At 59.9% G+C, this 23,161-nt stretch carries 25 protein-coding genes, 1 pseudogene and 1 riboswitch; of the genes and pseudogenes, 17 read left to right on the forward strand and 9 right to left on the reverse strand.

Annotated elements, in window-relative coordinates:
- The first annotated feature begins 91 nt into the window (after positions 1-91).
- Positions 92-862, forward strand: a complete 771-nt coding sequence (gene zupT, locus A1WC_RS04030; RefSeq protein WP_008806521.1) for a zinc transporter ZupT — start codon at positions 92-94, stop codon at positions 860-862.
- 61 nt (positions 863-923) lie between these two features.
- On the opposite strand, the gene ribB is transcribed toward zupT, so the two are convergent.
- The gene (ribB, locus tag A1WC_RS04025; protein WP_004174356.1) at positions 924-1,577 is read right to left on the reverse strand and encodes a 3,4-dihydroxy-2-butanone-4-phosphate synthase; all 654 of its coding nucleotides are present in this window, start codon (positions 1,575-1,577) and stop codon (positions 924-926) included.
- 105 nt (positions 1,578-1,682) lie between these two features.
- Positions 1,683-1,834, reverse strand: a riboswitch (FMN riboswitch).
- Between the two features lie 120 nt (positions 1,835-1,954).
- Between ribB and ubiK the strand changes: the two genes are divergently transcribed.
- A complete protein-coding gene (gene ubiK, locus A1WC_RS04020; RefSeq protein ID WP_008806522.1) occupies positions 1,955-2,227 on the forward strand; it encodes a ubiquinone biosynthesis accessory factor UbiK in 273 nt (90 codons plus the stop codon).
- A gap of 35 nt (positions 2,228-2,262) precedes the next feature.
- Here the strand turns inward: ubiK and glgS are convergent, their stop codons facing one another.
- A complete protein-coding gene (gene glgS, locus A1WC_RS04015) occupies positions 2,263-2,460 on the reverse strand; it encodes a cell surface composition regulator GlgS (protein WP_004205248.1) in 198 nt (65 codons plus the stop codon).
- Here glgS and A1WC_RS28090 point away from each other — a divergent pair.
- Positions 2,452-2,600, forward strand: a pseudogene (locus A1WC_RS28090) (hypothetical protein). The gene glgS and the pseudogene A1WC_RS28090 overlap by 9 nt on opposite strands.
- Before the next feature lie 77 nt (positions 2,601-2,677).
- On the opposite strand, the gene hldE reads toward A1WC_RS28090, so the two are convergent.
- The 3 genes from hldE to A1WC_RS04000 are packed head-to-tail and all read right to left on the reverse strand — an operon-like array spanning position 2,678 to position 8,326.
- Positions 2,678-4,111, reverse strand: a complete 1,434-nt coding sequence (gene hldE, locus A1WC_RS04010; RefSeq protein WP_012540541.1) for a bifunctional D-glycero-beta-D-manno-heptose-7-phosphate kinase/D-glycero-beta-D-manno-heptose 1-phosphate adenylyltransferase HldE — start codon at positions 4,109-4,111, stop codon at positions 2,678-2,680.
- A 58-nt stretch (positions 4,112-4,169) separates the two neighbouring features.
- On the reverse strand, positions 4,170-7,007 hold the full coding sequence (gene glnE / locus A1WC_RS04005) for a bifunctional [glutamate--ammonia ligase]-adenylyl-L-tyrosine phosphorylase/[glutamate--ammonia-ligase] adenylyltransferase (protein ID WP_016161842.1): 2,838 nt from the start codon (positions 7,005-7,007) through the stop codon (positions 4,170-4,172).
- 20 nt (positions 7,008-7,027) lie between these two features.
- The gene (locus A1WC_RS04000) at positions 7,028-8,326 is read right to left on the reverse strand and encodes an inorganic triphosphatase (protein WP_012540539.1); all 1,299 of its coding nucleotides are present in this window, start codon (positions 8,324-8,326) and stop codon (positions 7,028-7,030) included.
- Between the two features lie 214 nt (positions 8,327-8,540).
- Here A1WC_RS04000 and A1WC_RS03995 point away from each other — a divergent pair, with 214 nt between their 5' ends.
- Both A1WC_RS03995 and A1WC_RS03990 read left to right on the forward strand, forming a co-directional pair.
- Positions 8,541-9,161, forward strand: coding sequence for a TIGR04211 family SH3 domain-containing protein (locus tag A1WC_RS03995; RefSeq protein ID WP_008806527.1), 621 nt, complete (start codon positions 8,541-8,543; stop codon positions 9,159-9,161).
- A 61-nt stretch (positions 9,162-9,222) separates the two neighbouring features.
- Complete coding sequence (locus A1WC_RS03990) at positions 9,223-10,464, forward strand: multifunctional CCA addition/repair protein (protein ID WP_016161843.1); 1,242 nt, start codon at positions 9,223-9,225, stop codon at positions 10,462-10,464.
- A gap of 11 nt (positions 10,465-10,475) precedes the next feature.
- Here A1WC_RS03990 and bacA read toward each other — a convergent pair whose 3' ends face one another.
- Both bacA and folB read right to left on the reverse strand, forming a co-directional pair.
- The gene (bacA, locus tag A1WC_RS03985) at positions 10,476-11,297 is read right to left on the reverse strand and encodes an undecaprenyl-diphosphate phosphatase (protein ID WP_008806529.1); all 822 of its coding nucleotides are present in this window, start codon (positions 11,295-11,297) and stop codon (positions 10,476-10,478) included.
- A gap of 197 nt (positions 11,298-11,494) precedes the next feature.
- Positions 11,495-11,878, reverse strand: coding sequence for a bifunctional dihydroneopterin aldolase/7,8-dihydroneopterin epimerase (gene folB, locus A1WC_RS03980; RefSeq protein ID WP_004150923.1), 384 nt, complete (start codon positions 11,876-11,878; stop codon positions 11,495-11,497).
- A 107-nt stretch (positions 11,879-11,985) separates the two neighbouring features.
- Here folB and plsY point away from each other — a divergent pair, with 107 nt between their 5' ends.
- Both plsY and A1WC_RS28455 read left to right on the forward strand, forming a co-directional pair.
- On the forward strand, positions 11,986-12,603 hold the full coding sequence (plsY, locus tag A1WC_RS03975; protein WP_008806530.1) for a glycerol-3-phosphate 1-O-acyltransferase PlsY: 618 nt from the start codon (positions 11,986-11,988) through the stop codon (positions 12,601-12,603).
- A gap of 155 nt (positions 12,604-12,758) precedes the next feature.
- Entirely contained in the window at positions 12,759-12,854 is a 96-nt protein-coding gene (locus A1WC_RS28455) for a hypothetical protein (protein WP_046881937.1), read from the forward strand.
- A 10-nt stretch (positions 12,855-12,864) separates the two neighbouring features.
- On the opposite strand, the gene A1WC_RS26705 is transcribed toward A1WC_RS28455, so the two are convergent.
- On the reverse strand, positions 12,865-13,011 hold the full coding sequence (locus tag A1WC_RS26705; protein ID WP_012540536.1) for a hypothetical protein: 147 nt from the start codon (positions 13,009-13,011) through the stop codon (positions 12,865-12,867).
- Between A1WC_RS26705 and A1WC_RS03970 the strand changes: the two genes are divergently transcribed.
- The 8 genes from A1WC_RS03970 to A1WC_RS03935 all read left to right on the forward strand — a co-directional run bounded on the left by A1WC_RS03970 (position 13,001) and on the right by A1WC_RS03935 (position 19,711).
- Positions 13,001-13,825, forward strand: a complete 825-nt coding sequence (locus A1WC_RS03970; RefSeq protein WP_012540535.1) for an urease accessory protein UreD — start codon at positions 13,001-13,003, stop codon at positions 13,823-13,825. The two genes, A1WC_RS26705 and A1WC_RS03970, sit on opposite strands and share 11 nt — an antisense overlap.
- Before the next feature lie 9 nt (positions 13,826-13,834).
- Positions 13,835-14,137, forward strand: a complete 303-nt coding sequence (locus A1WC_RS03965; protein WP_002916871.1) for an urease subunit gamma — start codon at positions 13,835-13,837, stop codon at positions 14,135-14,137.
- Positions 14,138-14,146: 9 nt separating this feature from the next.
- On the forward strand, positions 14,147-14,467 hold the full coding sequence (locus A1WC_RS03960) for an urease subunit beta (RefSeq protein ID WP_008806532.1): 321 nt from the start codon (positions 14,147-14,149) through the stop codon (positions 14,465-14,467).
- Complete coding sequence (gene ureC / locus A1WC_RS03955; protein WP_016161844.1) at positions 14,460-16,163, forward strand: urease subunit alpha; 1,704 nt, start codon at positions 14,460-14,462, stop codon at positions 16,161-16,163. The genes A1WC_RS03960 and ureC overlap by 8 nt, the downstream gene beginning before the upstream one ends.
- Positions 16,164-16,172: 9 nt before the next feature.
- Positions 16,173-16,649, forward strand: coding sequence for an urease accessory protein UreE (gene ureE / locus A1WC_RS03950; protein WP_008806534.1), 477 nt, complete (start codon positions 16,173-16,175; stop codon positions 16,647-16,649).
- Between the two features lies 1 nt (position 16,650).
- Complete coding sequence (locus A1WC_RS03945) at positions 16,651-17,325, forward strand: urease accessory protein UreF (RefSeq protein WP_008806535.1); 675 nt, start codon at positions 16,651-16,653, stop codon at positions 17,323-17,325.
- Positions 17,326-17,333: 8 nt separating this feature from the next.
- Entirely contained in the window at positions 17,334-17,951 is a 618-nt protein-coding gene (ureG, locus tag A1WC_RS03940; RefSeq protein WP_002916877.1) for an urease accessory protein UreG, read from the forward strand.
- A 152-nt stretch (positions 17,952-18,103) separates the two neighbouring features.
- Positions 18,104-19,711, forward strand: a complete 1,608-nt coding sequence (locus A1WC_RS03935; protein WP_004181356.1) for a purine-cytosine permease family protein — start codon at positions 18,104-18,106, stop codon at positions 19,709-19,711.
- Between the two features lie 44 nt (positions 19,712-19,755).
- Here the strand turns inward: A1WC_RS03935 and tsaD are convergent, their stop codons facing one another.
- Entirely contained in the window at positions 19,756-20,769 is a 1,014-nt protein-coding gene (tsaD, locus tag A1WC_RS03930; RefSeq protein WP_008806537.1) for a tRNA (adenosine(37)-N6)-threonylcarbamoyltransferase complex transferase subunit TsaD, read from the reverse strand.
- Between the two features lie 237 nt (positions 20,770-21,006).
- On the opposite strand from tsaD, the gene rpsU reads away from it, so the two are divergent.
- Together rpsU and dnaG are read left to right on the forward strand one after the other, a co-directional pair.
- A complete protein-coding gene (gene rpsU, locus A1WC_RS03925) occupies positions 21,007-21,222 on the forward strand; it encodes a 30S ribosomal protein S21 (RefSeq protein ID WP_001144069.1) in 216 nt (71 codons plus the stop codon).
- 111 nt (positions 21,223-21,333) lie between these two features.
- Positions 21,334-23,079: a DNA primase gene (gene dnaG, locus A1WC_RS03920; RefSeq protein WP_008806538.1), complete on the forward strand. Its 1,746-nt coding sequence runs from the start codon at positions 21,334-21,336 to the stop codon at positions 23,077-23,079.
- The last annotated feature ends 82 nt before the right edge of the window (positions 23,080-23,161 follow it).

Here is a 23,161-nt window from a genome sequence, read left to right on the forward strand (position 1 = left end):
TTGAATGTAAGTCGCGGTAAAGGGACGTGTCCCGTACGCGCATCCTCAGGCAATATACTCATATGCACTTATTTTCACAGGGAGAGTAGCGATGTCATCACCCTTAATATTGACGCTGTTAGCCGGTAGCGCAACCTTTATTGGCGCCATATTCGGCGTGATTGGTCAGAAACCCTCTAACCGTCTGCTTGGCTTCTCCCTCGGCTTTGCCGCCGGGATCATGCTGTTGATTTCATTGATGGAAATGCTGCCTGCCGCGCTGACCGCCGAAGGCATGTCGCCGCTACTCGGTTACGGGATGTTTGTCATCGGCCTGCTGGGCTATTTCGGCCTTGACCGCCTGCTGCCGCACGCTCACCCGCAGGATCTGATGACCCCCGCCACGCCGCGTCCACGTAATTTACGTCGCACCGCTATTCTGCTGACGTTGGGTATCAGCCTGCATAACTTCCCGGAAGGGATCGCCACCTATGTCACGGCCAGCAACAACCTGGAACTCGGCATGGGCGTGGCCCTCGCCGTTGCCCTGCACAATATTCCTGAAGGACTGGCCGTTGCCGGGCCAGTATATGCCGCCACCGGATCGCGCAGCAAGGCGGTGCTCTGGGCCGGGCTTTCCGGCATGGCGGAAATTTTGGGCGGCGTGCTGGCGTGGCTGATTCTGGGGAGTCTGGTCTCACCGCTGGTGATGGGAGCGATCATGGCCGCTGTGGCCGGGATTATGGTGGCACTGTCCGTCGATGAACTGATGCCGCTGGCGAAAGAGATCGATCCGCAAAGCAACCCAAGCTATGGCGTTTTGTGCGGGATGTCGGTCATGGGGTTGAGCCTGGTGGTACTCCAGACGATGGGCATCGGTTAAAGCGCAGAAACAACACAGCCCACTAAGAAGTGGGCTGTGGTCGGGCGTAGCGAACCACTATTTAGCTGGCTTTACGCTCATGTTCGCGACGATAGGCCACCAGATCTTCAATCGTGACTACCGCCATATTGTGCTGCTGAGCGAACTTGATGCACTCCGGCGCGCGCGCCATGGTGCCATCGTCGTTGGTCAGCTCGCACAGCACGCCTGCGGGTTTAAAGCCAGCCAGGGTCACGAGGTCGATAGTGGCTTCAGTGTGGCCGCCGCGGGTCAGTACGCCACCCGGCTGCGCACGCAGCGGGAAAACGTGGCCAGGACGGTTGAGATCGGAAGGTTTCGCGCCGTCGGCAATGGCCGCGCGGACGGTGGTCACGCGGTCGGCAGCGGAGACGCCGGTGGTCACACCTTCGGCCGCTTCGATGGTCACGGTAAAGCCGGTGCCGTAGGCGCTGGTGTTGTTCTCTACCATCATCGGCAGATCCAGCTGTTTGCGGCGATCTTCGGTCAGGCACAGGCACACAATGCCGCTGCCGTGACGAATGGTCAGCGCCATCTGCTCAACGGTCATGGTTTCGGCGGCGAAGATCATATCGCCTTCGTTTTCACGGTCTTCATCATCAAGCACCATCACGCCGCGGCCTTCGCGCAGGGCGTCCAAAGCGTGTTCCACACGTTCAAAAGCGGTACCAAAAGAAGAAAGGAGCGTCTGATTCATGGTAAAAAAACCTCATTAAAATTATGGTTACCAGAATCAGGGCAGTCTTAGGAGCGCCGGTTTAGCGGCAAAAGTCAACGCGAGCGGGCCTGGACCCGACTGTGCCGTTACTCTCTCCCATCCGGACTTTAACCGTCGGCCCCGGAATTACACCGGATCTGCTGACCTTCCCGTAGTCACGGGAAGCGCTCGCGGGCTTTCAACGCAATGGTTGATTTACCGCCGGTGGGGAATTTCGCCCCGCCCTGAGAATAAGCGAGATAACTATAACGCTATTGACTATCCTCGGCAATGCATAAGCTTCAAACATTTCTGGTTTATAGGCGGCCTGGTTCGCACTACAATGATCAATCATCCGACCCGAGCAGGAAACCACCATGATTGACCCGAAAAAAATTGAACAAATCGCCCGCCAGGTCCATGAGTCGATGCCAAAAGGACTTCGCGATCTGGGTGAGGATGTTGAGAAGAAAATCCGCCAGGCGCTGCAGTCGCAGCTGACCCGCCTGGATCTGGTCAGCCGCGAAGAGTTTGACGTACAGACTCAGGTTTTGCTGCGGACCCGCGAAAAACTGGCGCTGCTGGAGCAGCGTCTGAATGACCTCGAAAACCGCCAGGCAGCGACGCCTGGCAGCGAAGAGCAGCCGTAAAAAACGGGCCCTCAGGGGCCCGTTTTGCGTTTGGCTTAGTGGGCGGCTTCCGCCGGGCTGTTTACCTGACGACAGTAAAGTTCATAACGCTGGCAAAACCATTCACGATGCTCTTCATCCATATTGCCGACAATAGCCTGAAGATCAACTGGCTGGCCTTGCGCGTGCATTCTGGCGAAACTCCGCGCCAAAAAATCAAAATTCTTCATTGAATACATATCGTTATGGTTCATGCGCATACTCCTTCAGCGGTGGATGTTCTGATCAGTCATATGCCTTTACTCACTTCAGTATTTACGCTTACCTTAACGCGATTTGTACGAAAAATGCGCTTAATATGATTATTTATTGCGCTAAATCATTTTCCACATGATTAAATAAAAACGGCCCGCGATATCTCCATCGCGGGCCGTGATGCTTCACCGTACAAGCCGGTGAATAGCGAAAAGATTATTTATCGCTATCTTTTTGTATTTTCTTAATAATATTGGTGGTCGAGCAACCATCTTCAAAGTTGAGCACCAGCACTTCGCCGCCGTTAGCCCAGACCTCTTCGCTGCCGGCGATCTGTTCCGGCTTATAATCGCCGCCTTTGACCAGCAGGTCCGGCAGGATACCGGCAATCAGCCGCTGCGGGGTGTCTTCCTCGAAGGAGACCACCCAGTCGACGGCCTCCAGCGCCCCCAGCACGATCATCCGCTGTTCCAGCGGGTTCACCGGGCGGGTTTCGCCTTTCAGACGTTTGGTTGAGGCATCGCTGTTAACCGCCACGATCAGACGGTCGCCCAGCTTGCGCGCATTCGCCAGATAGGAGACATGGCCGGCATGCAGAATGTCGAAGACCCCGTTGGTCATCACCACTTTCTCACCGCGCTTGCGCGCTGCCGCAACCGCCTGTTTGAGTTCCTCTTCGCTCATCACGCCAAAGCCGGTCTCAGCCCGGCCGCGGACCGCGTTTTCCAGCTCGACAGGGGAAACGGTGGAGGTTCCCAGCTTACCGACCACCACGCCCGCCGCGGCGTTGGCGAAATAGCAAGCCTCTTCCAGGGTGTTGCCGGAGGCCAGGGTCGCCGCCAGCACGCCAATCACCGTGTCGCCGGCGCCGGTGACATCGTACACTTCCTGGGCCTGGGTCGGCATATGCAGCGGCGGACGTCCCGGCTGCAGCAGCGTCATCCCCTGCTCAGAACGCGTCACCAGCAGCGCTGACAGTTCAAATTCGGCGATGAGCTTCATGCCGCGTTCAACGATCTCCGCTTCATCCTGACACTTGCCCACCACCGCTTCAAACTCAGAGAGGTTCGGGGTGAGCAGCGTCGCGCCGCGGTAGCGTTCGAAATCGGTGCCTTTCGGATCGATCAGCACCGGCACGCCCGCTTCACGGGCGAGCTTGATCATCGTCTGGACGCTGGTCAGCGCCCCTTTGGCGTAGTCCGAGAGAACCAGCGCGCCAATGGAGCCCAGCGCCTGCTGAATGCGCTCGTGCATCGGCTGCGGATCCACGCCGGAGAAGCCCTCTTCAAAGTCGAGGCGGATCAGTTGCTGATTGCGCGACAGCACCCGCAGCTTGGTGATGGTCGGGTGAGTCGGGACGGAGACGAAGTCGCACTTCACATTCACATTGGCCAGCGCCTGGCTCAGCGCGCGTGCAGCGTCATCAATCCCGGTCAATCCCACCAGGCGCGACGTTGCCCCCAGGGAGGCGATGTTCATCGCTACGTTTGCCGCGCCGCCAGGACGTTCTTCGATATTTTCCACCTTCACCACCGGCACCGGGGCTTCCGGGGAAATACGACTGGTGGGGCCGTACCAGTAGCGGTCCAGCATCACATCACCCACCACCAACACTCCTGCACGTTCAAACTCCGGCAGCGTTACTTTCATGACTCTCTCCTGCGAGACGCAAACTTTGCGCGCGATAATAGCACACCCGATTTTATAGTTAAGCCATCAGCCACTTCTGCCAGCTGGCGCTGACCTGCTGACGCTCCCGGCTGAAGGCCTCTGGCGCCACGTGTCCCGGCTGCTCCTGCAGGGCCAGGTGATGGAGCGCATCACGCAAGGTGGTGTACGCATGCGTTAAGGCGCGCGCCTCCTCCTCGTCCATGATGTCGTTCTGCGCCAGCAGCTCAAGAATACGCACGTTGTCAGACCAGCGGGTCAACTTCGGCTTGTCACTGGCATAGCGTAGGACCAGATACTGGGTAATAAATTCAATATCGGTGATCCCGCCGGCATCGGCTTTGATATCAAAACGATCGGGATGTTTGTTGCCAAGGTGGGCGCGCATCTTCTCGCGCATCTCGCGAACCTCGGTCTGCAGGGTCGTCCCCTCCCGCGGGGTGGTCAGGATATCGCGACGAATGGCGTCAAAGCGCGCCTGCAGCGCCGGGTCGCCATAGACCACGCGGGCGCGCACCAGCGCCTGATGTTCCCACGTCCAGGCTTCGTTCTGCTGATAGTCAGCAAACGCGTCGGCGGTGGTGACCAGCATCCCCGCCGCGCCAGAAGGACGCAGCCGGGCGTCCACTTCGTAGAGAATACCGGACGAGGTGCGGGTGCTGAACAGGTGCATGATCCGCTGGGCCAGCCGCAGGTAGAACTGACGGCCGTCAATCTCCCGCTCGCCGTCGGTCATCACCTCCGCCGGGCAGTCATGGAGGAACACCAGATCGAGATCGGAGCTGTAGCCCAGCTCCCAGCCGCCGAGCTTACCGTAGCCGACAACGGCGAAGCCGCGACCCTGGCGATCGTGCAGGTGGGTCGGCTGGCCGTAGCGAGCGACCATCTGCCCCCATGCCTGCTGCACCACCGCGTCGAGGATCGCTTCGGCAAGCCAGGTTAAGTGATCGCTGACCTTCATCACCGGCAGGGTGCCAGCGATATCCGCCGCCGCGATATGCAGCTGCTGCGCCTGCTTAAACTGGCGCAACGCCTCCAGCTGCTGCTCTTCATCCTCTTCCGGCACGCGCAGCAGGTACTGGCGCAGCTCGTCGCGATAGGCATCGGTCGCCGTCGGCTGATAGAGGGTGTTGGGATCCAGCAGCTCATCCAGCAGCAGCGGGTGGCGCGCCAGCTGGCTGGCGACCATCGGCGACGCCGCGCAGAGCGTGATCAGGTGCTTCAGCGCGCCGGGGAATTCGCTCAGCAGCTCAAGATAGGTGGTACGGGTGACGATCCCGGTCAACAGCGGCGTGATCCGCGCCAGAGGCAGCGGCGCATCGGCGCGCGAGCAGATTTCGCTCAGCAGATGCGGCATCAGCTGATCCAGCACCTGGCGGCCGCGCGGGCCGATGGTGCGCCGATCCAGCTCTTTACGAAAATCGGCAATCAGCGCCAGCACGCTACGGCGGTCGGTATCGTTTAAATGCGCCAGCGCCGGGCTGGCGTCATCTTCTTCCAGCGCATCCTGCCACAGCTCGCGCCAGTACTCGGCCAGTTGCTCATCCGGGGACTGATCCTCATCATCGCCGATCAGTTCATTAAACACTCGCCGCACGTTGGCCATCTGGCTCGCCAGCTGCGCGCTCAGCGTCTCCCAGTCTTCGGTATGCATCCCCCACGCCAGCCTGGCGCGGTTAAGTTCATCCTGCGGCAGAGTCTGGGTCTGTTCATCGTTGATGCTTTGCAGCAGGTTTTCCAGCCGGCGCAGGAACAGATAGGCCTCGCGCAGCAGCGCCGCGTCGCCTTCCGGCAGCAGATGTAGCTCATCAATCGCCGCCAGCGTCGGCAGCAGGGCGCGCTGCTGCAGTGCAGGTTCGCGACCACCGCGGATCAGCTGAAAGACCTGAACGATAAACTCAATTTCACGGATCCCGCCGGCGCCGAGCTTGATGTTGTCTTTCAGCCCGCGACGCCGCACTTCGCGGGCGATCATGCCTTTCATGTTACGCAGCGACTGGATCACGCTGAAGTCGATATAACGGCGGAAGACGAAAGGACGGAGCATCGCGCGCAACTCGCTGGCGTACACGCCGTCGTTATCGCCCATGATCCGCGCTTTCACCATCGCATAGCGTTCCCAGTCCCGACCCTGCTCCTGGTAATAATCTTCCAGTGCCGCAAAGCTGAGTACCAGCGGCCCACTGTCGCCAAACGGCCGCAGGCGCATGTCAACCCGATAGACAAAGCCGTCCTGCGTCGGCTGGTCAAGGGCCTTGATCAGCCGCTGCCCCAGACGGGTAAAGAACTGGGCGTTATCCAGCTCGCGGCGGCCGCCGCGGGTGGCGCCATGCTCAGGCCAGGCAAAGATCAGATCGATATCGGAAGAGAAGTTCAGCTCGCCGCCGCCCAGCTTTCCCATCCCGAGGATCAGCAGCGGCTGCGGCTGATCCTCGGCATTGCATGGCGTTCCCCACTCCTTACAGCAGGCGGCGTAGAGCCAGTCGCGGGCGGCGACAATCAGGGTCTCCGCCAGGGCGCTCAGCTGCTGCAGGGTCTCTTCTTCGCTCACCAGCGACAGCGCCTGCGCCCAGGCGATGCGGACCATCATCTGGCGGCGGAAGAGACGCAGCTCTCGCATCAACCCCGCTTCGTCAGTGACGGCCTGCAGGCGATCCTGCAGCCAGGCCTCGTAATGCCGCCACTCTTCCGCCTCCGGCGAGGAGTCCGCAAGCTCATTCAGCCAGCCCGGCTGGGCGATCACACTCTGTTCGACAAAATCGCTGAACGCCATGACCGACCTGGCCTGTGGGCTCAGTTCTGCAATGGGAAAATCCGCTGGCAGACGGTCAGCGACCGTCTGCCAGTGCTGCTGTAATTGCGGAGAAAGCGGCATCATAAGGGCTCCCTGGCCTGAAATTATCGTTTTCCACTATGCAGCCAGAACGGCTCGGCAGCCAGCGCCTGGCGACGGAAATATTCAAAGACGCTGCGATCGTCATGTGCTATTGCACGGTGAAGCTCCTGCCAGTTCTCCAGCCACGGCGCGACGGCGTCGCCATAGGCGCCCGCCAGCAGCTGGACGCTGTCGATGTCGCGGGACAGCTTCGGCAACTGGTCGGCGGCATCTTCAACCGCCAGATGCTGCACGGCGCTGCGCAGCTCGGCCGCCACCCGCGAGAGGTTAATATCGGCAAACCGTTTGAACGATCCGGCTATTTTTTTCTCTCCTGCCTCGTTGAGGAACGGACGCCAGCCGCGCTGGACCAGCCATTCAGTCAGGGCCAGTTTGGCGCCGACGACCTCGGTGCGGAATAACGCCTCGTCGGCGGTGTCCGCGGCCAGCAGAACGGCTTCAGCGTCGTTCAGCAACGCGCGGAGCTGGGTGGTCGCCTTACGCGGCACGATGCCGCCGAACAGCACGAGGGTATGGCGCACGCGGGCTAACGCCAGCAGGATTTCCGCTTTGGCTTTCGCATTGCCGCGCAGCCATACTTCGTCGTGATACAGCCAGTGCGCCAGGGCGCTCTCCAGCGCCGCCTCCAGCCCCTGCTCCACGCTGGCCTTCGCCGCCACCGTCAGCACCGTCAGCGAGGTGACGGGACGCTCGCCATTGCCTTGCGCCAGATGATACCCGCGCGCGGCTTTGCTCAGGCTCCCCTGACGCAGAACGCCGCTCTCCAGCAGACGGTGCGCAAGGCGCAGCAGATCGGCGGTCTCCCCGGCAAGCAGCTCCAGCTCCAGTTCGCAGATCGGCTCCTGATGTTCGCCAGCCTTCACTTCGCCGCGATCGAGGGCGATCTCAATCTCACTATTCCCTTCCTGTATCACCCAACGTTCACGAGCAAAATCAGTGCTGAACAGCGGCTGGACATGCTCCGCCAGTGCGGCCGGGAGCTCGCCTTGCGGCCAGACCTCCGCCGGCAGGCGCTCAAGCGCCAGCTCCGGTTTATCCAGTGGGATATTGTATTCCGGACGCTGGTGCAGCCCCCCTACCACCCGGCCGGCAATTTTCAGCGTCATTTCATAACGCCCCTGGTCGCCGCGGATGCGCAGCCCCATATCGTGACGACGCAGCCAGTTATCGGCGGTTTCGTAATAAATGTTCAGTAACTGGCCCGCAGGCGTATGTTTCGCCTCGAGCGCATTGAGCTGCTCGCGCAGCGTCTCTACCCCATTCTGAGCGACGATAAACTTGAGTTCGATTTCTTGAGCCATGACTGAATTCTTCCGCTTCTGTGCTGCGCCGACAAATTGCGGCGAACTTACGACGATATTTTTTGTCAGTAGATAGTATTTTGCGGCGAATCGCCATGCAACGCGCTTTTTGCCGGGCCACCTCCTGGATGATTCCGATTGTGGTGGAAAACTTTGCGTCGCTCTGGCGATGCCTCTACTATCGTTCCACTTTTTATGACCAAACGATGACCTGATGCCAAAATTACGCCTGATTACTTTTACTTTGCTCGCGCTTAGCGCCGCTACGGCGGTTCACGCAGAAGAAAAGCGCTACGTTTCCGATGAGCTGAACACCTGGGTTCGCAGCGGCCCGGGCGATAATTATCGTCTGGTCGGCACCATCAACGCCGGGGAAGAAGTGTCGGTGCTGCAAACGAACGACAGCACCAGTTACGCGCAGGTCCGCGACAGCAATGGCCGTACCGCCTGGATCCCGTTGAAAGAGCTGAGCAATGAGCCCAGCCTGCGCACCCGCGTCCCGGATCTGGAAAACCAGGTCAAAACGCTGACCGATAAGCTGAACAACATCGACGCCACCTGGAACCAGCGTACGGCGGATATGCAGAAGAAAGTCGCCGGCAGCGACAGCGCGATTAACGCGCTGAAGGACGAGAACCAGAAGTTGAAAAACGAGCTGGTGGTCGCGCAGAAGAAGGTGAATGCGGCGAATCTGCAGCTTGATGACAAACAGCGCACCATTATCATGCAGTGGTTCATGTACGGCGGCGGCGTGCTCGGCGTCGGTCTGCTGCTGGGTCTGGTGCTGCCGCATCTGGTGCCAAGCCGCAAACGTAAAGACCGGTGGATGAACTAATTCGTCTTCTCTGCCAGACTTACGTATCATCTTGCGAAAAACAGATACGGGAGAATCGGGCGTGAAGAGCTATCTGGTCGGCGGTGCGGTGCGCGATGCGCTATTAGGGCTGCCGGTCAAAGACCGAGACTGGGTGGTGGTGGGCGCCACCCCGCAACAGATGCTTGACGCGGGCTACCAACAGGTAGGCCGCGACTTTCCCGTGTTCCTCCATCCGCAAAGCCGGGAGGAGTATGCCCTGGCCCGTACCGAGCGCAAATCCGGCGCGGGCTATACCGGTTTTACCTGCTATGCCGCCCCGGACGTGACCCTCGAAGCCGATCTGCTGCGCCGCGACCTGACGGTCAACGCCCTCGCCCAGGACGCCGATGGCACGATCATCGACCCCTACGGCGGGCAAAACGATCTTCGCCTGCGCCTGCTGCGCCATGTCTCTCCCGCCTTTAGCGAAGATCCGCTGCGCGTGCTGCGTGTGGCGCGCTTTGCTGCCCGCTATGCGCATCTGGGCTTTCGCATTGCCGAAGAAACCCAGGCCCTGATGCATGCGATGGTTGAGGCCGGTGAGCTGGCGCATTTAACGCCGGAGCGGGTGTGGAAAGAGACGGAAAGCGCGTTAACCACCCGCAATCCGCAGGTCTTTTTCCAGACGCTGCGCGACTGCCAGGCTCTTAAGGTGCTGTTTCCGGAAATTGACGCGCTATACGGCGTGCCGGCCCCGGCGAAGTGGCACCCGGAAATCGACACCGGCCTGCACACCCTGATGACCGTCACGATGGCCGCGATGCTGTCGCCGGATGTCGACGTGCGTTTCGCCACCCTGTGTCATGACCTCGGTAAAGGGCTGACGCCGAAAGCGCTCTGGCCGCGTCACCACGGCCATGGCCCGGCGGGAGTCAAGCTGGTAGAACAGCTCTGCGCGCGTCTGCGGGTGCCAAACGATATCCGCGATCTCGCGAAACTGGTGGCGGAGTACCATGACTTGATCCACACCCTGCCGATCCTGCAGCCGAAAACCCTCGTCAAACTCTTCGACAGCATTGACGCCTGGCGCAAACCGCAGCGCGTGCAGCAGATCGCCCTCACCAGCGAAGCCGACGTCCGCGGACGCACCGGTTTCGAGGCCAGCGATTACCCGCAAGGGCGCCTGCTTCTGGAGGCCTGGGAAGTGGCGCAGTCTGTCTCCACCAAAGAGGTCGTGGCGGCGGGCTTTAAAGGGGCGGAAATTCGCGAAGAGCTGACGCGGCGGAGAATTGCTGCGGTGGCGCAGTGGAAGGAACAGCGTTGCCCCCAGCCGCAAGGCTGAGGGCACTGGTCTTAGAAGAAGACCACGTAAACGGCTGCCGCCACGATAAAGCGGTAGATAGCGAACGGGATAAACGAGATCCGCTTGATCAGCTGCAGGAAGGTTTTAATCGCAATCAGCGCCACGATAAACGCCATCACGAAGCCGACGGCAAACATCGGCACATCGCCCATGTTCAGGAAGCCGATGCTCTTGTAGACGTCCAGCACGGTGGCGCCCATCATCATCGGTACCGCCAGCAGGAAAGAGAACTCCGACGCCGCGTAGCGGCTGACGCCCATCAGCATGCCGCCGGAGATAGTCGCCCCCGAGCGCGAGAACCCCGGCCACAGCGCCAGACACTGAAAGCAGCCGATGACAAACGCCTGACGATAGGTCATATCGTCAATCCCGACCGCGCGCGGCTGTTTCGGCTTGAGTACTTCCGCCGCAATCAGCAATACGCCGCCGACAATCAGGGCGTACATCACGTTTACCGGGTTAAATAAGGATTTAATGGTGTCGTGGAAAATCAGCCCCAGCACCACCGCGGGGATCATGCCGAGGAGGATATGGATAAGCGACAAGCGACCGCTGCCTTTGCCTTCATGCTCCGGCGGCCTGCCGAAATGGATGCCGATCAGACCGAACAAACGACGCCAGAACATCACCACTACGGCGAGTATCGAGCCTAGCTGAATAACCACTTCAAAGGTATTTGCCGTATCACCTTCAAACCCCAGCAGGTGACCAACAATAATCATATGACCGGTACTGGAAACAGGTAAAAACTCTGTCAACCCCTCAACCACACCCAATATTGCCGCCACCAGCAGCGAGTGTATATCGCTCATTCAATTAAACCCTTTAAAAAGTAAAATGAAAAAAACCAGGAACACATTATCGATCAACAGGCGCAACCCGACAGCCAGAGCGCGCGTAATCCGCAGCGTACAGGAAGTACACACGGATTCGTCCACCGTTCTGGAAGGACATCGCCAGTAAAATTGCCTGATGACCGGATGCTATGACCGGTATAAACGCAATTTGTTTAACAAGTATGACCTGAAAAGTTTTGTTTCAGATTAAGGCCACGTTCAATAATCACACCGACATTTGCCGCGCGGGCCACGGCGCCAGGTTTGCTGACTTTAATACGCACCCATGGCGACTGGAATGTTTCCAGCAGCAGGTCGGCCACTTCTTCCGCCACCCGCTCCACTAACGCGAATTTTCCCCCCTCCACATGCGCGATCACTCGCTCGCTGATATCAGCATAGCTGAGGCAGTCGCTGACATCATCGCTGGCGGCCGCCTTGCGGTTATCCCATGCAATTTCGATATCGAACACCAGCTTCTGCTCAATGGTTTGTTCCCAGTCATAAACACCAATGGTGGTGATTACCGAAAGTTGCTCTATAAATACAATATCCATCACGCCCTGCCTGCTTTTTAGCTAAACCGGATACCACTTCCGGCGAATTATGCGTATTATCCACAGATGCAGAGAATACAACGACATTTTCAAAACGGAACAGCGTTATGAGTGCAATCGCGCCTGGACTGGTACTCCTCGCCTACCTCTGCGGCTCCATTTCCAGCGCCATTCTGGTATGTCGCCTTGCTGGCCTGCCCGACCCACGCGACAGCGGCTCAGGCAACCCCGGGGCCACTAACGTACTACGAATTGGCGGAAAAGGGGCGGCCGTAGCGGTACTTATTTTTGATGTGCTGAAGGGCATGCTCCCGGTGTGGGGCGCCTGGGCGCTGGGCCTTACGCCGTTCTGGCTGGGGTTAGTGGCGATTGCCGCCTGCGTGGGCCATATCTGGCCAGTCTTCTTTCATTTCCGCGGCGGTAAAGGCGTCGCCACGGCCTTCGGCGCTATCGCCCCCATCGGTCTCGATCTGACCGGGGTGATGGCCGGTACCTGGCTGCTGACCATCCTGCTCAGCGGCTACTCATCCCTTGGCGCTATCGTCAGCGCGCTTATCGCGCCTTTCTACGTCTGGTGGTTTAAACCGCAGTACACTTTTCCGGTGTCGATGCTCTCCTGCCTGATCCTCCTGCGCCATCACGACAACATTCAGCGTCTGTGGCGCCGCCAGGAGAGCAAAATCTGGACCCGGATGAAGAAGAAAAAAGCGCCAGAGCAGAAATAATCTCCCCTCCCGGCCCCGTCTGCCGGGAGGATCCCCGGGCCTGTTTGCCCATCTCACCCGTACTTTTGCTCCACGTCGTCATGATACGCGGTAATCGCCGCATCCCCCTTTTATAACAACGCGTTATCGGCAACTAAAAGCAAAAGTTCCGCCGCCTGCTGGCATCGGGGACGGGCCCGCCCTCCCGCCTTATCCGCCGCGGCCAGTCAGCGGATAAGGATATTGACGGCAAAGATTATCCGGGTGAATAATCCGGAGCGGTTATACCGCTTTCCCCTCGCGCCCGTCGCGACGCGCCGGGTAACGAATGACATAAGCGTTTCGTATGACCGGGATAAACTCCCGCCGATCAATACTCATTGCTGCTGTTTTATCTTGATTTTGCAGGGGCGCAACATTGCACGGCACCGTGTTACCACCACTCAAAAAAGGCTGGCAGGCTACGCTGGATCTCCGCTTTCAGCAGGCCGGAGGCAAGACCGTTCTCGCCAGCGCCCAACACGTCGGCCCGCTGACCGTCCAGCGCCCGTTTTACCCGGAAGAAGAGACCTGTCACCTCTATCTGCTTCACCCGCCCGGTGGCATCGTCGGCGGTGATGAGCTGACAATTAGCGCCCACCTTGACCCCGGCTGCCATACGCTGATAACCATGCCTGGCGCCAGCAAGTTTTACCGCAGCAGCGGTGCGCAAGCGCTATTGCGCCAGCAGTTGACCCTCGCCCCGCAGGCGACCCTGGAGTGGCTCCCGCAGGATGCCATCTTCTTTCCCGGGGCCAATGCCCGGCTGTCCACCACCTTTCATCTTTGCGCCTCCAGCACGCTGCTGGCCTGGGATCTGCTCTGCCTTGGCCGCCCGGTGATTGGTGAAACCTTCAGCCACGGCACCCTCAGCAACCGGCTGGAAGTGTGGGTGGATGAGATACCGCTGCTGGTTGAGCGCCTGCACCTGCAGGAGGGAGAGCTGTCCAGCGTCGCCGAATGTCCCTGGGTCGGCACTTTGCTGTGCTATCCGGCTACCGATGCCCTGCTCGACGGGGTGCGCGACGCGCTGGCGCCGCTCGGTCTCTACGCTGGCGCCAGCCTGACCGACCGCCTGCTGACGGTGCGTTTCCTCAGTGACGATAATCTGATTTGCCAACAGGTGATGCGCGACGTCTGGCAGTTTCTGCGCCCTCATCTCACCGGCAAATCCCCCGTACTTCCCCGAATCTGGCTGACTTAAGAGAACGTTATGGAACTGACCCCCCGAGAAAAAGACAAGCTGTTGCTGTTTACCGCCGCGCTGGTGGCGGAACGCCGCCTGGCCCGCGGCCTGAAGCTCAACTATCCGGAGTCCGTGGCCCTCATCAGCGCCTTTATTATGGAAGGCGCCCGCGACGGCAAAAGCGTGGCCTCACTGATGGAGGAAGGCCGTCACGTCCTGACCCGCGAGCAGGTGATGGAGGGCGTCCCGGAAATGATCCCGGATATCCAGGTCGAAGCCACCTTTCCGGACGGTTCGAAGCTGGTCACCGTTCACAACCCGATAATCTGAGGTAGCGCCATGATCCCCGGTGAATATCACGTTAAGCCCGGTCAGATAGCCCTGAATACCGGCCGGGCGACCTGCCGCGTGGTCGTTGAGAACCACGGCGATCGACCGATTCAGGTCGGTTCGCACTACCATTTCGCCGAGGTCAACCCGGCGCTGAAGTTCGACCGTCAGCAGGTCACTGGCTATCGCCTGAATATCCCGGCCGGCACGGCGGTACGTTTTGAACCCGGCCAGAAACGCGAGGTCGAGCTGGTGGCCTTCGCCGGTCACCGCGCTGTCTTCGGCTTCCGCGGCGAGGTCATGGGCCCTCTGGAGGCAAACGATGAGTAATATTTCACGCCAGGCCTATGCCGATATGTTCGGCCCCACCGTCGGCGACAAGGTGCGCCTGGCCGATACCGAGCTGTGGATCGAGGTGGAAGATGATTTGACCACCTACGGAGAAGAGGTCAAATTCGGCGGCGGCAAAGTGATCCGCGACGGGATGGGTCAGGGACAGATGCTGGCCGCCGACTGTGTCGACCTGGTGCTCACCAACGCGCTGATCGTTGATCACTGGGGGATCGTCAAGGCCGATATCGGCGTGAAGGACGGCCGGATCTTCGCCATCGGCAAAGCCGGCAATCCCGATATCCAGCCCAACGTCACCATCCCCATCGGCGCCGCGACGGAAGTGATTGCCGCCGAAGGCAAGATCGTCACCGCCGGCGGGATCGATACCCATATTCACTGGATCTGTCCGCAACAGGCGGAAGAGGCGCTGGTCTCCGGCGTGACCACCATGGTCGGCGGCGGCACCGGCCCGGCCGCAGGCACCCACGCCACCACCTGTACTCCGGGCCCGTGGTATATCTCACGCATGCTGCAGGCGGCCGACAGCCTGCCGGTCAATATCGGCCTGCTGGGCAAGGGCAACGTTTCTCAGCCGGATGCCCTGCGCGAGCAGGTGGCGGCGGGCGTCATTGGCCTGAAAATCCACGAGGACTGGGGCGCCACGCCGGCGGCGATCGACTGTGCGTTAACCGTCGCCGATGAAATGGACATTCAGGTCGCCCTGCACAGCGACACCCTCAATGAGTCCGGTTTTGTGGAAGACACCCTCGCCGCCATCGGCGGGCGCACTATTCACACCTTCCATACCGAAGGGGCCGGCGGCGGCCATGCGCCGGACATCATCACCGCCTGCGCCCACCCGAACATTTTACCGTCGTCCACCAACCCAACGCTGCCCTACACCCTCAACACCATCGATGAACATCTCGATATGCTGATGGTCTGCCACCATCTGGACCCGGACATTGCTGAGGACGTGGCCTTTGCCGAATCGCGCATTCGCCGGGAAACCATCGCCGCGGAAGACGTGCTGCACGACCTCGGCGCCTTCTCGCTCACCTCCTCCGATTCGCAGGCCATGGGTCGCGTCGGGGAAGTGGTCCTCCGCACCTGGCAGGTGGCGCACCGCATGAAGGTGCAGCGCGGAGTGCTGGCGGAAGAGACCGGGGATAACGACAACTTCCGTGTGAAGCGCTACATCGCCAAATACACTATCAACCCGGCGCTGACCCACGGCATCGCGCACGAAGTCGGATCCATTGAGGTGGGTAAGCTGGCGGACCTCGTGGTTTGGTCACCAGCCTTCTTTGGTGTGAAACCGGCCACCGTGATCAAAGGCGGCATGATCGCCATCGCGCCGATGGGCGATATCAATGCCTCGATTCCGACCCCGCAGCCGGTGCACTACCGTCCGATGTTTGGCGCCCTGGGCAGCGCCCGCCATCACTGCCGCCTCACCTTCCTGTCGCAGGCGGCGGCGGACAACGGCGTTGCCGAACGGCTGAACCTGCGCAGCGCGATCGCCGTGGTAAAAGGCTGCCGTACGGTGCAGAAAGCCGACATGGTGCACAACAGCCTGCAGCCTAACATCACCGTCGACACGCAGACTTATGAGGTGCGGGTGGATGGCGAACTCATCACCAGCGAGCCGGCAGACGTTCTGCCGATGGCGCAACGATATTTTCTGTTTTAAGGAGAGCGGATGCTTTATTTAACTCAACGTCTGGAGACCCCCGCCGCCGCGACCGCCAGCGTTACGCTGCCGATTGACGTTCGCGTCAAAAGCCGGGTTAAGGTCACCCTCAACGATGGCCGGGAAGCCGGTCTGCTGCTGCCCCGCGGCCTGCTGCTGCGCGGCGGCGATGTGCTCAGCAACGAAGAAGGCACCGAGTTTGTGCAGGTGATTGCCGCTGATGAAGGGGTGTCGGTAGTGCGCTGCGACGATCCGTTTATGCTGGCGAAGGCCTGCTACCACCTCGGCAACCGTCACGTGCCGCTGCAGATCATGCCGGGCGAGCTGCGCTACCATCACGATCACGTGCTGGACGATATGCTGCGCCAGTTCGGCCTGACGGTGACCTTTGGCCAGCTGCCGTTCGAGCCGGAAGCCGGCGCTTACGCCAGCGAAAGCCACGGTCATCATCATGCTCATCATGCCCACCACGCTCACAGCCACTAGCATGTCGACAGCGGAACAACGCCTGCGGCTGATGCAGCTGGCCAGCAGCAACCTGCCGATAGGCGGTTACAGCTGGTCCCAGGGGCTGGAGTGGGCTGTGGAAGCCGGCTGGGTGCCGGACGTCGCGGCCTTCGAGCGCTGGCAGCGACGCCAGATGACGGAAGGCTTTTTTACCGTTGACCTGCCGCTGTTCGCCCGCCTGTACCGCGCCTGCGAACAAGGCGATATCGCTGCGGCCCAGCGCTGGACCGCCTATCTGCTGGCCTGCCGGGAAACTCGTGAACTGCGGGAGGAAGAGCGCAACCGCGGCGCGGCGTTTGCCCGTCTGCTGAGCGACTGGCAGCCGGACTGTCCGCCGGCGTGGCGCACGCTGTGCCAGCAAAGCCAGCTCGCCGGGATGGCCTGGCTCGGCGTGCGCTGGCGCATCGCGCTGCCCGAGATGGCCCTCAGCCTGGGCTACAGCTGGATTGAGAGCGCCGTGATGGCCGGCGTCAAGCTGGTGCCCTTCGGTCAGCAGGCCGCCCAGCAGCTGATTTTACGTCTTTGCGACCACTACGCGGCCGAGATGCCCCGCGCGCTGGCCGCGCCGGACGGCGATATCGGATCGGCCACCCCGCTCGCCGCTATCGCCTCGGCCCGGCATGAAACCCAATACTCCCGATTATTCCGTTCCTAGGAGAAGCCATGAACTCTTATAAACACCCGCTGCGCGTCGGCGTCGGCGGCCCGGTCGGCTCCGGTAAAACCGCTCTGCTGGAAGCGCTGTGCAAAGCGATGCGTGATACCTGGCAGCTGGCGGTGGTCACTAACGACATCTATACCAAAGAAGATCAGCGCATCCTCACCGAAGCGGGCGCGCTGGCGCCTGAACGCATCGTCGGTGTGGAAACCGGCGGCTGCCCGCATACGGCGATCCGCGAAGATGCCTCAATGAACCTCGCCGCCGTGGAAGCGCTGAGTGAAAAGTTCGGTAACCTCGACCTTATCTTCGTGGAAAGCGGCGGCGACAACCTGAGCGCCACCTTCAGCCCGGAGCTGGCGGATCTGACCATCTACGTCATCGACGTGGCCGAAGGGGAGAAGATCCCGCGCAAAGGCGGACCGGGGATCACCAAATCCGATTTCCTGGTGATCAATAAAACCGACCTTGCCCCCTATGTGGGCGCGTCGCTGGAGGTGATGGCAAGCGATACCCAGCGTATGCGCGGCGATCGCCCATGGACCTTCACCAACCTGAAGCAGGGCGACGGCCTGAGCACCATTATCGCCTTCCTAGAAGACAAAGGCATGCTCGGCAAATAGGCCTGTTGCACCAGCCGGGCGCAGGCGCGTCCGGATGGTGCAGCCCCTGCTCTCTCTTCTATCACCCTGCACCATCCTCCCCGCCACGCCTGCCCTGCAATATGGCATAAGGTTTGCTAATTCAAGTCATGCCTAACCATTAAGGAATGACTATGTCATCACTGGATCTCAACCCTGAATTACCTGCGACAACGCGGACTTCCGGCTCCCGGGAAACCTTAGAAGATTACACCTTACGTTATGCCCCGCTGAGCTTCCGCCGCTGGGGACCGGGCGTCGTCGCGGTCACGGCGCTGGGCGGCATCGCCTACCTGGCCGACTTTTCCATCGGCGCCAGCATCGGTATGGCCTGGGGCACCAGCAACGCCATCTATTCGATCCTGGTGGCGGCGCTGGTGATCTTCCTCACCGGCATTCCGCTGGCGATCACCGCCGCGCGCTACAACATTGACCTTGACCTGATCACCCGTAGCGCCGGCTTCGGCTATTTCGGCTCGGTGATCACCAGCATTATTTTTGCCGGCTTCACCTTTATCTTCTTCGCCCTCGAAGGCTCGATCATGGCCCAGGGGCTGCTGGTGGGCCTCGGGATCCCGCTGTGGATGGGGTATCTGATCGCCACCCTGATGGTGCTCCCGCTGGTGGTCTATGGCATGAAAGCCCTGACCCGCCTGCAGGTATGGACCACCCCGCTGTGGCTGGTGCTGATGGTGGTGCCGGTGGTGTGGCTGATTGTCAAAGATCCGCAGCTGGTGGACGGCTTCCTGCATTTCGCCGGTAAAAACAGCGCGTCGACGGTGGATATCACCGCCATCATGCTCGGCGCCGGGGTATGCCTGTCGCTGATCATGCAGATTGGCGAGCAAATTGATTACCTGCGCTTTATGCCGCCTAAGACCGCGGAGAACCGTAAAAGCTGGTGGCTGGCGGTCTTTTCCGCCGGCCCGGGCTGGGTGGTGTTAGGCGCGATCAAACAGATCATCGGCGCCTTCCTCGGCTTCTATCTGTTGACCCGTTTCCCGGCGGTGCACAATACCGAACCGGTGCAGCAGTTCGTCAGCGTCTTCGATAACCTGGTGCCCGGCTGGCTGGCCCTGACGCTGGCGGTGGTGCTGGTGGTGATCTCGCAGATAAAAATTAATGTCACCAATGCCTATTCAGGCTCGCTGGCGTGGACCAGCGCCTGGACCCGCACCACCAAACGCTATCCGGGACGGATTATTTTTGTGGTGGTCAACCTGGCGATTGCCCTGGCCCTGATGGAAGGCGATATGTTCAGCGCCTTGTCGTGGATCCTCGGCTTTTACTCCAACTTCGCCATCGCCTGGGTCGTGGTGGTGGCGACCGACATCACCTTTAATAAAGGCTTGCTCAAGCTGGCGCCGGCGCAGCCGGAGTATCGTCGCGGCATGATCTACAACGTTAACCCGGTGGGCGTGGTCTCCTTTGGTCTGGCCGCCGGGCTGTCGATCTGCGCCTTCTTCGGCCTGCTGGGCGCGACGCTGGCGCCGTTCTCGCCGCTGATTGCGCTGGTCGTCGCCTTTGTCATGACCCCGCTGATGGGACTCCTTACCCGCGGGCGCTACTATATTAAGCAGGTGGATGACGGCATCGCCGAGCCGCGCTATGACGCGGCGGGGAACGCCTCCACCACCGTGTATCAATGCGTTAGCTGTGAGGAAGAGTACGAGCGCCCGGATGTGATGCACTCACACAAGCATCAGGGAGCCATCTGCTCGCTGTGTAAAAGTATGGAGTAGTCAGGAAGGCAGGCCGACGTGACGTCGGCCTGTTTCAGGATGCGTTAGGCGGCAGGCAGCTCGGCCAGCGGCCAGCGCGGGCGAACCGTCACGCCGAGCTCGGCTTTGGCGCCGGTTTGCAGACGCACCATGCCGGCGTAGGCGATCATCGCGCCGTTGTCAGTACAGAACTCAGGGCGGGCGTAGAACACCTCGCCGCCGCGTTTTTGCATCATCTCCGCCAGCTTCGCCCGCAGGGTACGGTTGGCGCTCACGCCTCCCGCCATCACCAGACGCTTAAAGCCGGTTTGCTCCAGCGCGCGGCGACATTTAATCATCAGCGTATCGACGACCGCATCCTCAAATGCCCGGGCAATGTCGGCGCGGGTTTGCTCATCGTCGCCATTATTACGAATGGTGTTGGCGGCGAAAGTTTTCAGGCCTGAGAAGCTGAAATCGAGCCCCGGGCGGTCGGTCATCGGCCGCGGGAAGACAAAGCGGCCTTCGGTGCCCTGAGCGGCCATTTTCGACAGCATCGGCCCGCCGGGATAATCCAGTCCCAGCAGTTTCGCCGTCTTATCAAAGGCTTCGCCCGCCGCATCGTCAATCGACTCGCCCAGCAGTTCATACTGACCAATACCAGTGACGCTAATCAACTGGGTGTGGCCGCCGGAAACCAGCAGCGCGACGAACGGGAACGCCGGTGGGTTATCTTCCAGCATCGGCGCCAGCAGGTGCCCTTCCATATGGTGTACCGGGATCGCCGGCACGTTCCAGGCGAAGGCCAGCGACCGGCCAACGGTCGCCCCGACCAGCAGCGCGCCGACCAGGCCAGGACCCGCCGTATAGGCGACGGCGTCGATATCTTTCGCCGTCAGACCGGCTTCTTTCAGCGCCGCCTGGATCAGCGGCACCGTTTTGCGCACGTGGTCGCGCGATGCCAGCTCCGGCACCACGCCGCCGTAGTCCGCATGCAGTTTCACCTGACTATACAGTTGGTTGGCTAACAGACCTTGCTGGTCGTCATAAATCGCGATGCCGGTTTCATCGCAGGATGTTTCAATGCCCAGTACACGCATGAGTTGTTTTACCTCGCTTCAATACCGCGCAGTGTAGGTCCAATGACCGGCGATGTAAAACTTTGCTCACCCCTGGTGCTCTCTTCGTGTATACTCCTCACCCTTATAAAAGTCCCTTTCAAAAAAGGCGCCGGTGCTTTACAAAGCAGCAGTAGTTGCAGTAAAATTCCGCACCATTTTGAAATAAGCTGGCATTGCGGCCAGCGGCAAACCGAATTAATCAAAGGTGAGAGGCACATGCCGGTAATTAAAGTACGTGAAAACGAGCCGTTCGACGTAGCTCTGCGTCGCTTCAAGCGTTCCTGCGAAAAAGCAGGTGTTCTGGCGGAAGTTCGTCGTCGTGAGTTCTATGAAAAACCGACTACCGAACGTAAGCGCGCTAAAGCTTCTGCAGTGAAACGTCACGCGAAGAAACTGGCTCGCGAAAACGCACGCCGTACTCGTCTGTACTAATCTGTTGAGAGCGACGCTCTCAATTCAGACCGAGTTGTAGTTGTAAGGCCGTGCTTCCGAAAGGAATGCGCGGCTTATTTTCGTTTATAGTCATCAGAAATAACGGGGCTTATGGCTGGACGAATTCCACGTGTATTTATTAGCGATCTGCTTGCCAGAACCGACATCGTCGATCTGATCGATGCGCGGGTAAAGCTGAAAAAGCAGGGCAAAAATTTTCACGCGTGCTGTCCGTTCCATAACGAAAAAACCCCCTCTTTCACCGTCAACGGTGAAAAACAGTTTTACCACTGCTTCGGCTGCGGGGCGCACGGCAATGCTATCGACTTCCTGATGAACTACGACAAGCTCGAGTTCGTGGAAACGGTCGAAGAGCTGGCCGCCATGCACAACCTTGAAGTGCCTTATGAAGCAGGCAACGGACCCAGCCAGATAGAGCGCCATCAACGGCAGAACCTCTACCAGTTACTGGATGGGCTGAATGCGTTTTACCAACAGTCTCTGATGCAGCCCGCCGCCGACCCTGCGCGCCAGTACCTGGCAAAACGGGGGTTAAGCAGCGAGGTGATTACGCGCTTTGCCATCGGCTATGCTCCCCCGGGTTGGGATAACGTTTTAAAACGTTTTGGCGGCAATCAGGAAAACCGCCAGTCGCTTATTGATGCCGGCATGCTGGTCACCAACGATCAGGGACGCAGTTACGACCGCTTCCGCGAACGGGTGATGTTCCCCATCCGCGATAAGCGAGGCCGGGTAATTGGGTTTGGCGGACGAGTGCTGGGCGATGCCCTGCCGAAGTATCTGAACTCCCCGGAAACCGACATATTCCATAAAGGCCGTCAGCTGTATGGCCTGTATGAAGCGCAGCAGGACAATCCCGAACCACCGCGTTTGCTGGTTGTCGAAGGGTATATGGACGTCGTGGCGCTGGCGCAATACGACATCAACTATGCCGTGGCCTCGCTGGGCACCTCGACCACGGCCGACCATATCCAGCTGCTGTTTCGGGTGACCAATAACGTCATCTGCTGCTACGACGGCGACCGGGCCGGCCGCGATGCCGCCTGGCGCGCGCTGGAGACGGCGCTGCCGTACATGACCGATGGCCGCCAGCTGCGTTTTATGTTTCTGCCTGACGGCGAAGACCCGGATACGCTGGTGCGTAAAGAGGGCAAAGCGGCGTTTGAGGCGCGGATGGAGCAGGCTCAGCCGCTCTCCACGTTCTTGTTTAACAGCCTGCTGCCGCAGGTCGATCTGAGTACCCCGGACGGGCGCGCGCAGCTGAGCACGTTGGCGCTGCCGCTGATAACCCAGGTCCCGGGCGAAACGCTGCGCATCTACTTGCGTCAGGAGCTGGGCAACAAGCTGGGCATTTTAGATGACGCACAGCTTGAACGTTTAATGCCAAAACAGTCTGAAAATGGCGCGCCGCGTCCCGCGCCACAGCTAAAACGCACGACCATGCGTATACTGATAGGACTGCTGGTGCAAAACCCGGATCTGGCGCCGTTAGTCCCGCCGCTGGAGGGACTGGACTCGCGCAAAATGCCAGGCCTTAGCCTGTTCAGCGAGTTGGTGAAAAGCTGTCTGGCGCAGCCTGGTCTGACGACCGGGCAACTTTTAGAGCAATATCGCGGCACAAAAGAGGCTGCAACCCTTGAAAAACTGTCGATGTGGGACGATATAGCAGATAAAGATATCGCTGAAAAAACCTTCACCGACTCGCTTAACCATATGTTTGATTCACTGCTGGAACTGCGACAGGAAGAGTTGATAGCTCGCGATCGCACACACGGTTTAAGCAGTGAAGAACGCCGGGAACTCTGGACCATCAGCCAGGAGCTGGCGAAAAAATAAATGACAGACAATATCCTTCACGTTGTATCAAAGCAGTAAGAAAACGCAGAACAACGTGAGGGAAAAGTATTTAACGGCTTAA

Source organism: Klebsiella sp. KTE92 (assembly GCF_000398905.1).
Taxonomy (GTDB): domain Bacteria; phylum Pseudomonadota; class Gammaproteobacteria; order Enterobacterales; family Enterobacteriaceae; genus Klebsiella; species Klebsiella variicola.

What these genes read in the sequence shown, in the direction of transcription:
- folB (WP_004150923.1), bottom strand. Translation starts at nt 11,878, where the DNA reads ATGGATATTGTATTTATAGAGCAACTTTCGGTAATCACCACCATTGGT.
- ureE (WP_008806534.1), top strand. Translation starts at nt 16,173, where the DNA reads ATGCTTTATTTAACTCAACGTCTGGAGACCCCCGCCGCCGCGACCGCC.
- glnE (WP_016161842.1), bottom strand. Translation starts at nt 7,007, where the DNA reads ATGATGCCGCTTTCTCCGCAATTACAGCAGCACTGGCAGACGGTCGCT.
- A1WC_RS03960 (WP_008806532.1), top strand. Translation starts at nt 14,147, where the DNA reads ATGATCCCCGGTGAATATCACGTTAAGCCCGGTCAGATAGCCCTGAAT.
- A1WC_RS03945 (WP_008806535.1), top strand. Translation starts at nt 16,651, where the DNA reads ATGTCGACAGCGGAACAACGCCTGCGGCTGATGCAGCTGGCCAGCAGC.
- dnaG (WP_008806538.1), top strand. Translation starts at nt 21,334, where the DNA reads ATGGCTGGACGAATTCCACGTGTATTTATTAGCGATCTGCTTGCCAGA.
- A1WC_RS03935 (WP_004181356.1), top strand. Translation starts at nt 18,104, where the DNA reads ATGTCATCACTGGATCTCAACCCTGAATTACCTGCGACAACGCGGACT.
- rpsU (WP_001144069.1), top strand. Translation starts at nt 21,007, where the DNA reads ATGCCGGTAATTAAAGTACGTGAAAACGAGCCGTTCGACGTAGCTCTG.
- ureG (WP_002916877.1), top strand. Translation starts at nt 17,334, where the DNA reads ATGAACTCTTATAAACACCCGCTGCGCGTCGGCGTCGGCGGCCCGGTC.
- ureC (WP_016161844.1), top strand. Translation starts at nt 14,460, where the DNA reads ATGAGTAATATTTCACGCCAGGCCTATGCCGATATGTTCGGCCCCACC.
- plsY (WP_008806530.1), top strand. Translation starts at nt 11,986, where the DNA reads ATGAGTGCAATCGCGCCTGGACTGGTACTCCTCGCCTACCTCTGCGGC.
- glgS (WP_004205248.1), bottom strand. Translation starts at nt 2,460, where the DNA reads ATGAACCATAACGATATGTATTCAATGAAGAATTTTGATTTTTTGGCG.
- zupT (WP_008806521.1), top strand. Translation starts at nt 92, where the DNA reads ATGTCATCACCCTTAATATTGACGCTGTTAGCCGGTAGCGCAACCTTT.
- A1WC_RS04000 (WP_012540539.1), bottom strand. Translation starts at nt 8,326, where the DNA reads ATGGCTCAAGAAATCGAACTCAAGTTTATCGTCGCTCAGAATGGGGTA.
- A1WC_RS03995 (WP_008806527.1), top strand. Translation starts at nt 8,541, where the DNA reads ATGCCAAAATTACGCCTGATTACTTTTACTTTGCTCGCGCTTAGCGCC.
- bacA (WP_008806529.1), bottom strand. Translation starts at nt 11,297, where the DNA reads ATGAGCGATATACACTCGCTGCTGGTGGCGGCAATATTGGGTGTGGTT.
- ubiK (WP_008806522.1), top strand. Translation starts at nt 1,955, where the DNA reads ATGATTGACCCGAAAAAAATTGAACAAATCGCCCGCCAGGTCCATGAG.
- A1WC_RS03965 (WP_002916871.1), top strand. Translation starts at nt 13,835, where the DNA reads ATGGAACTGACCCCCCGAGAAAAAGACAAGCTGTTGCTGTTTACCGCC.
- ribB (WP_004174356.1), bottom strand. Translation starts at nt 1,577, where the DNA reads ATGAATCAGACGCTCCTTTCTTCTTTTGGTACCGCTTTTGAACGTGTG.
- hldE (WP_012540541.1), bottom strand. Translation starts at nt 4,111, where the DNA reads ATGAAAGTAACGCTGCCGGAGTTTGAACGTGCAGGAGTGTTGGTGGTG.
- tsaD (WP_008806537.1), bottom strand. Translation starts at nt 20,769, where the DNA reads ATGCGTGTACTGGGCATTGAAACATCCTGCGATGAAACCGGCATCGCG.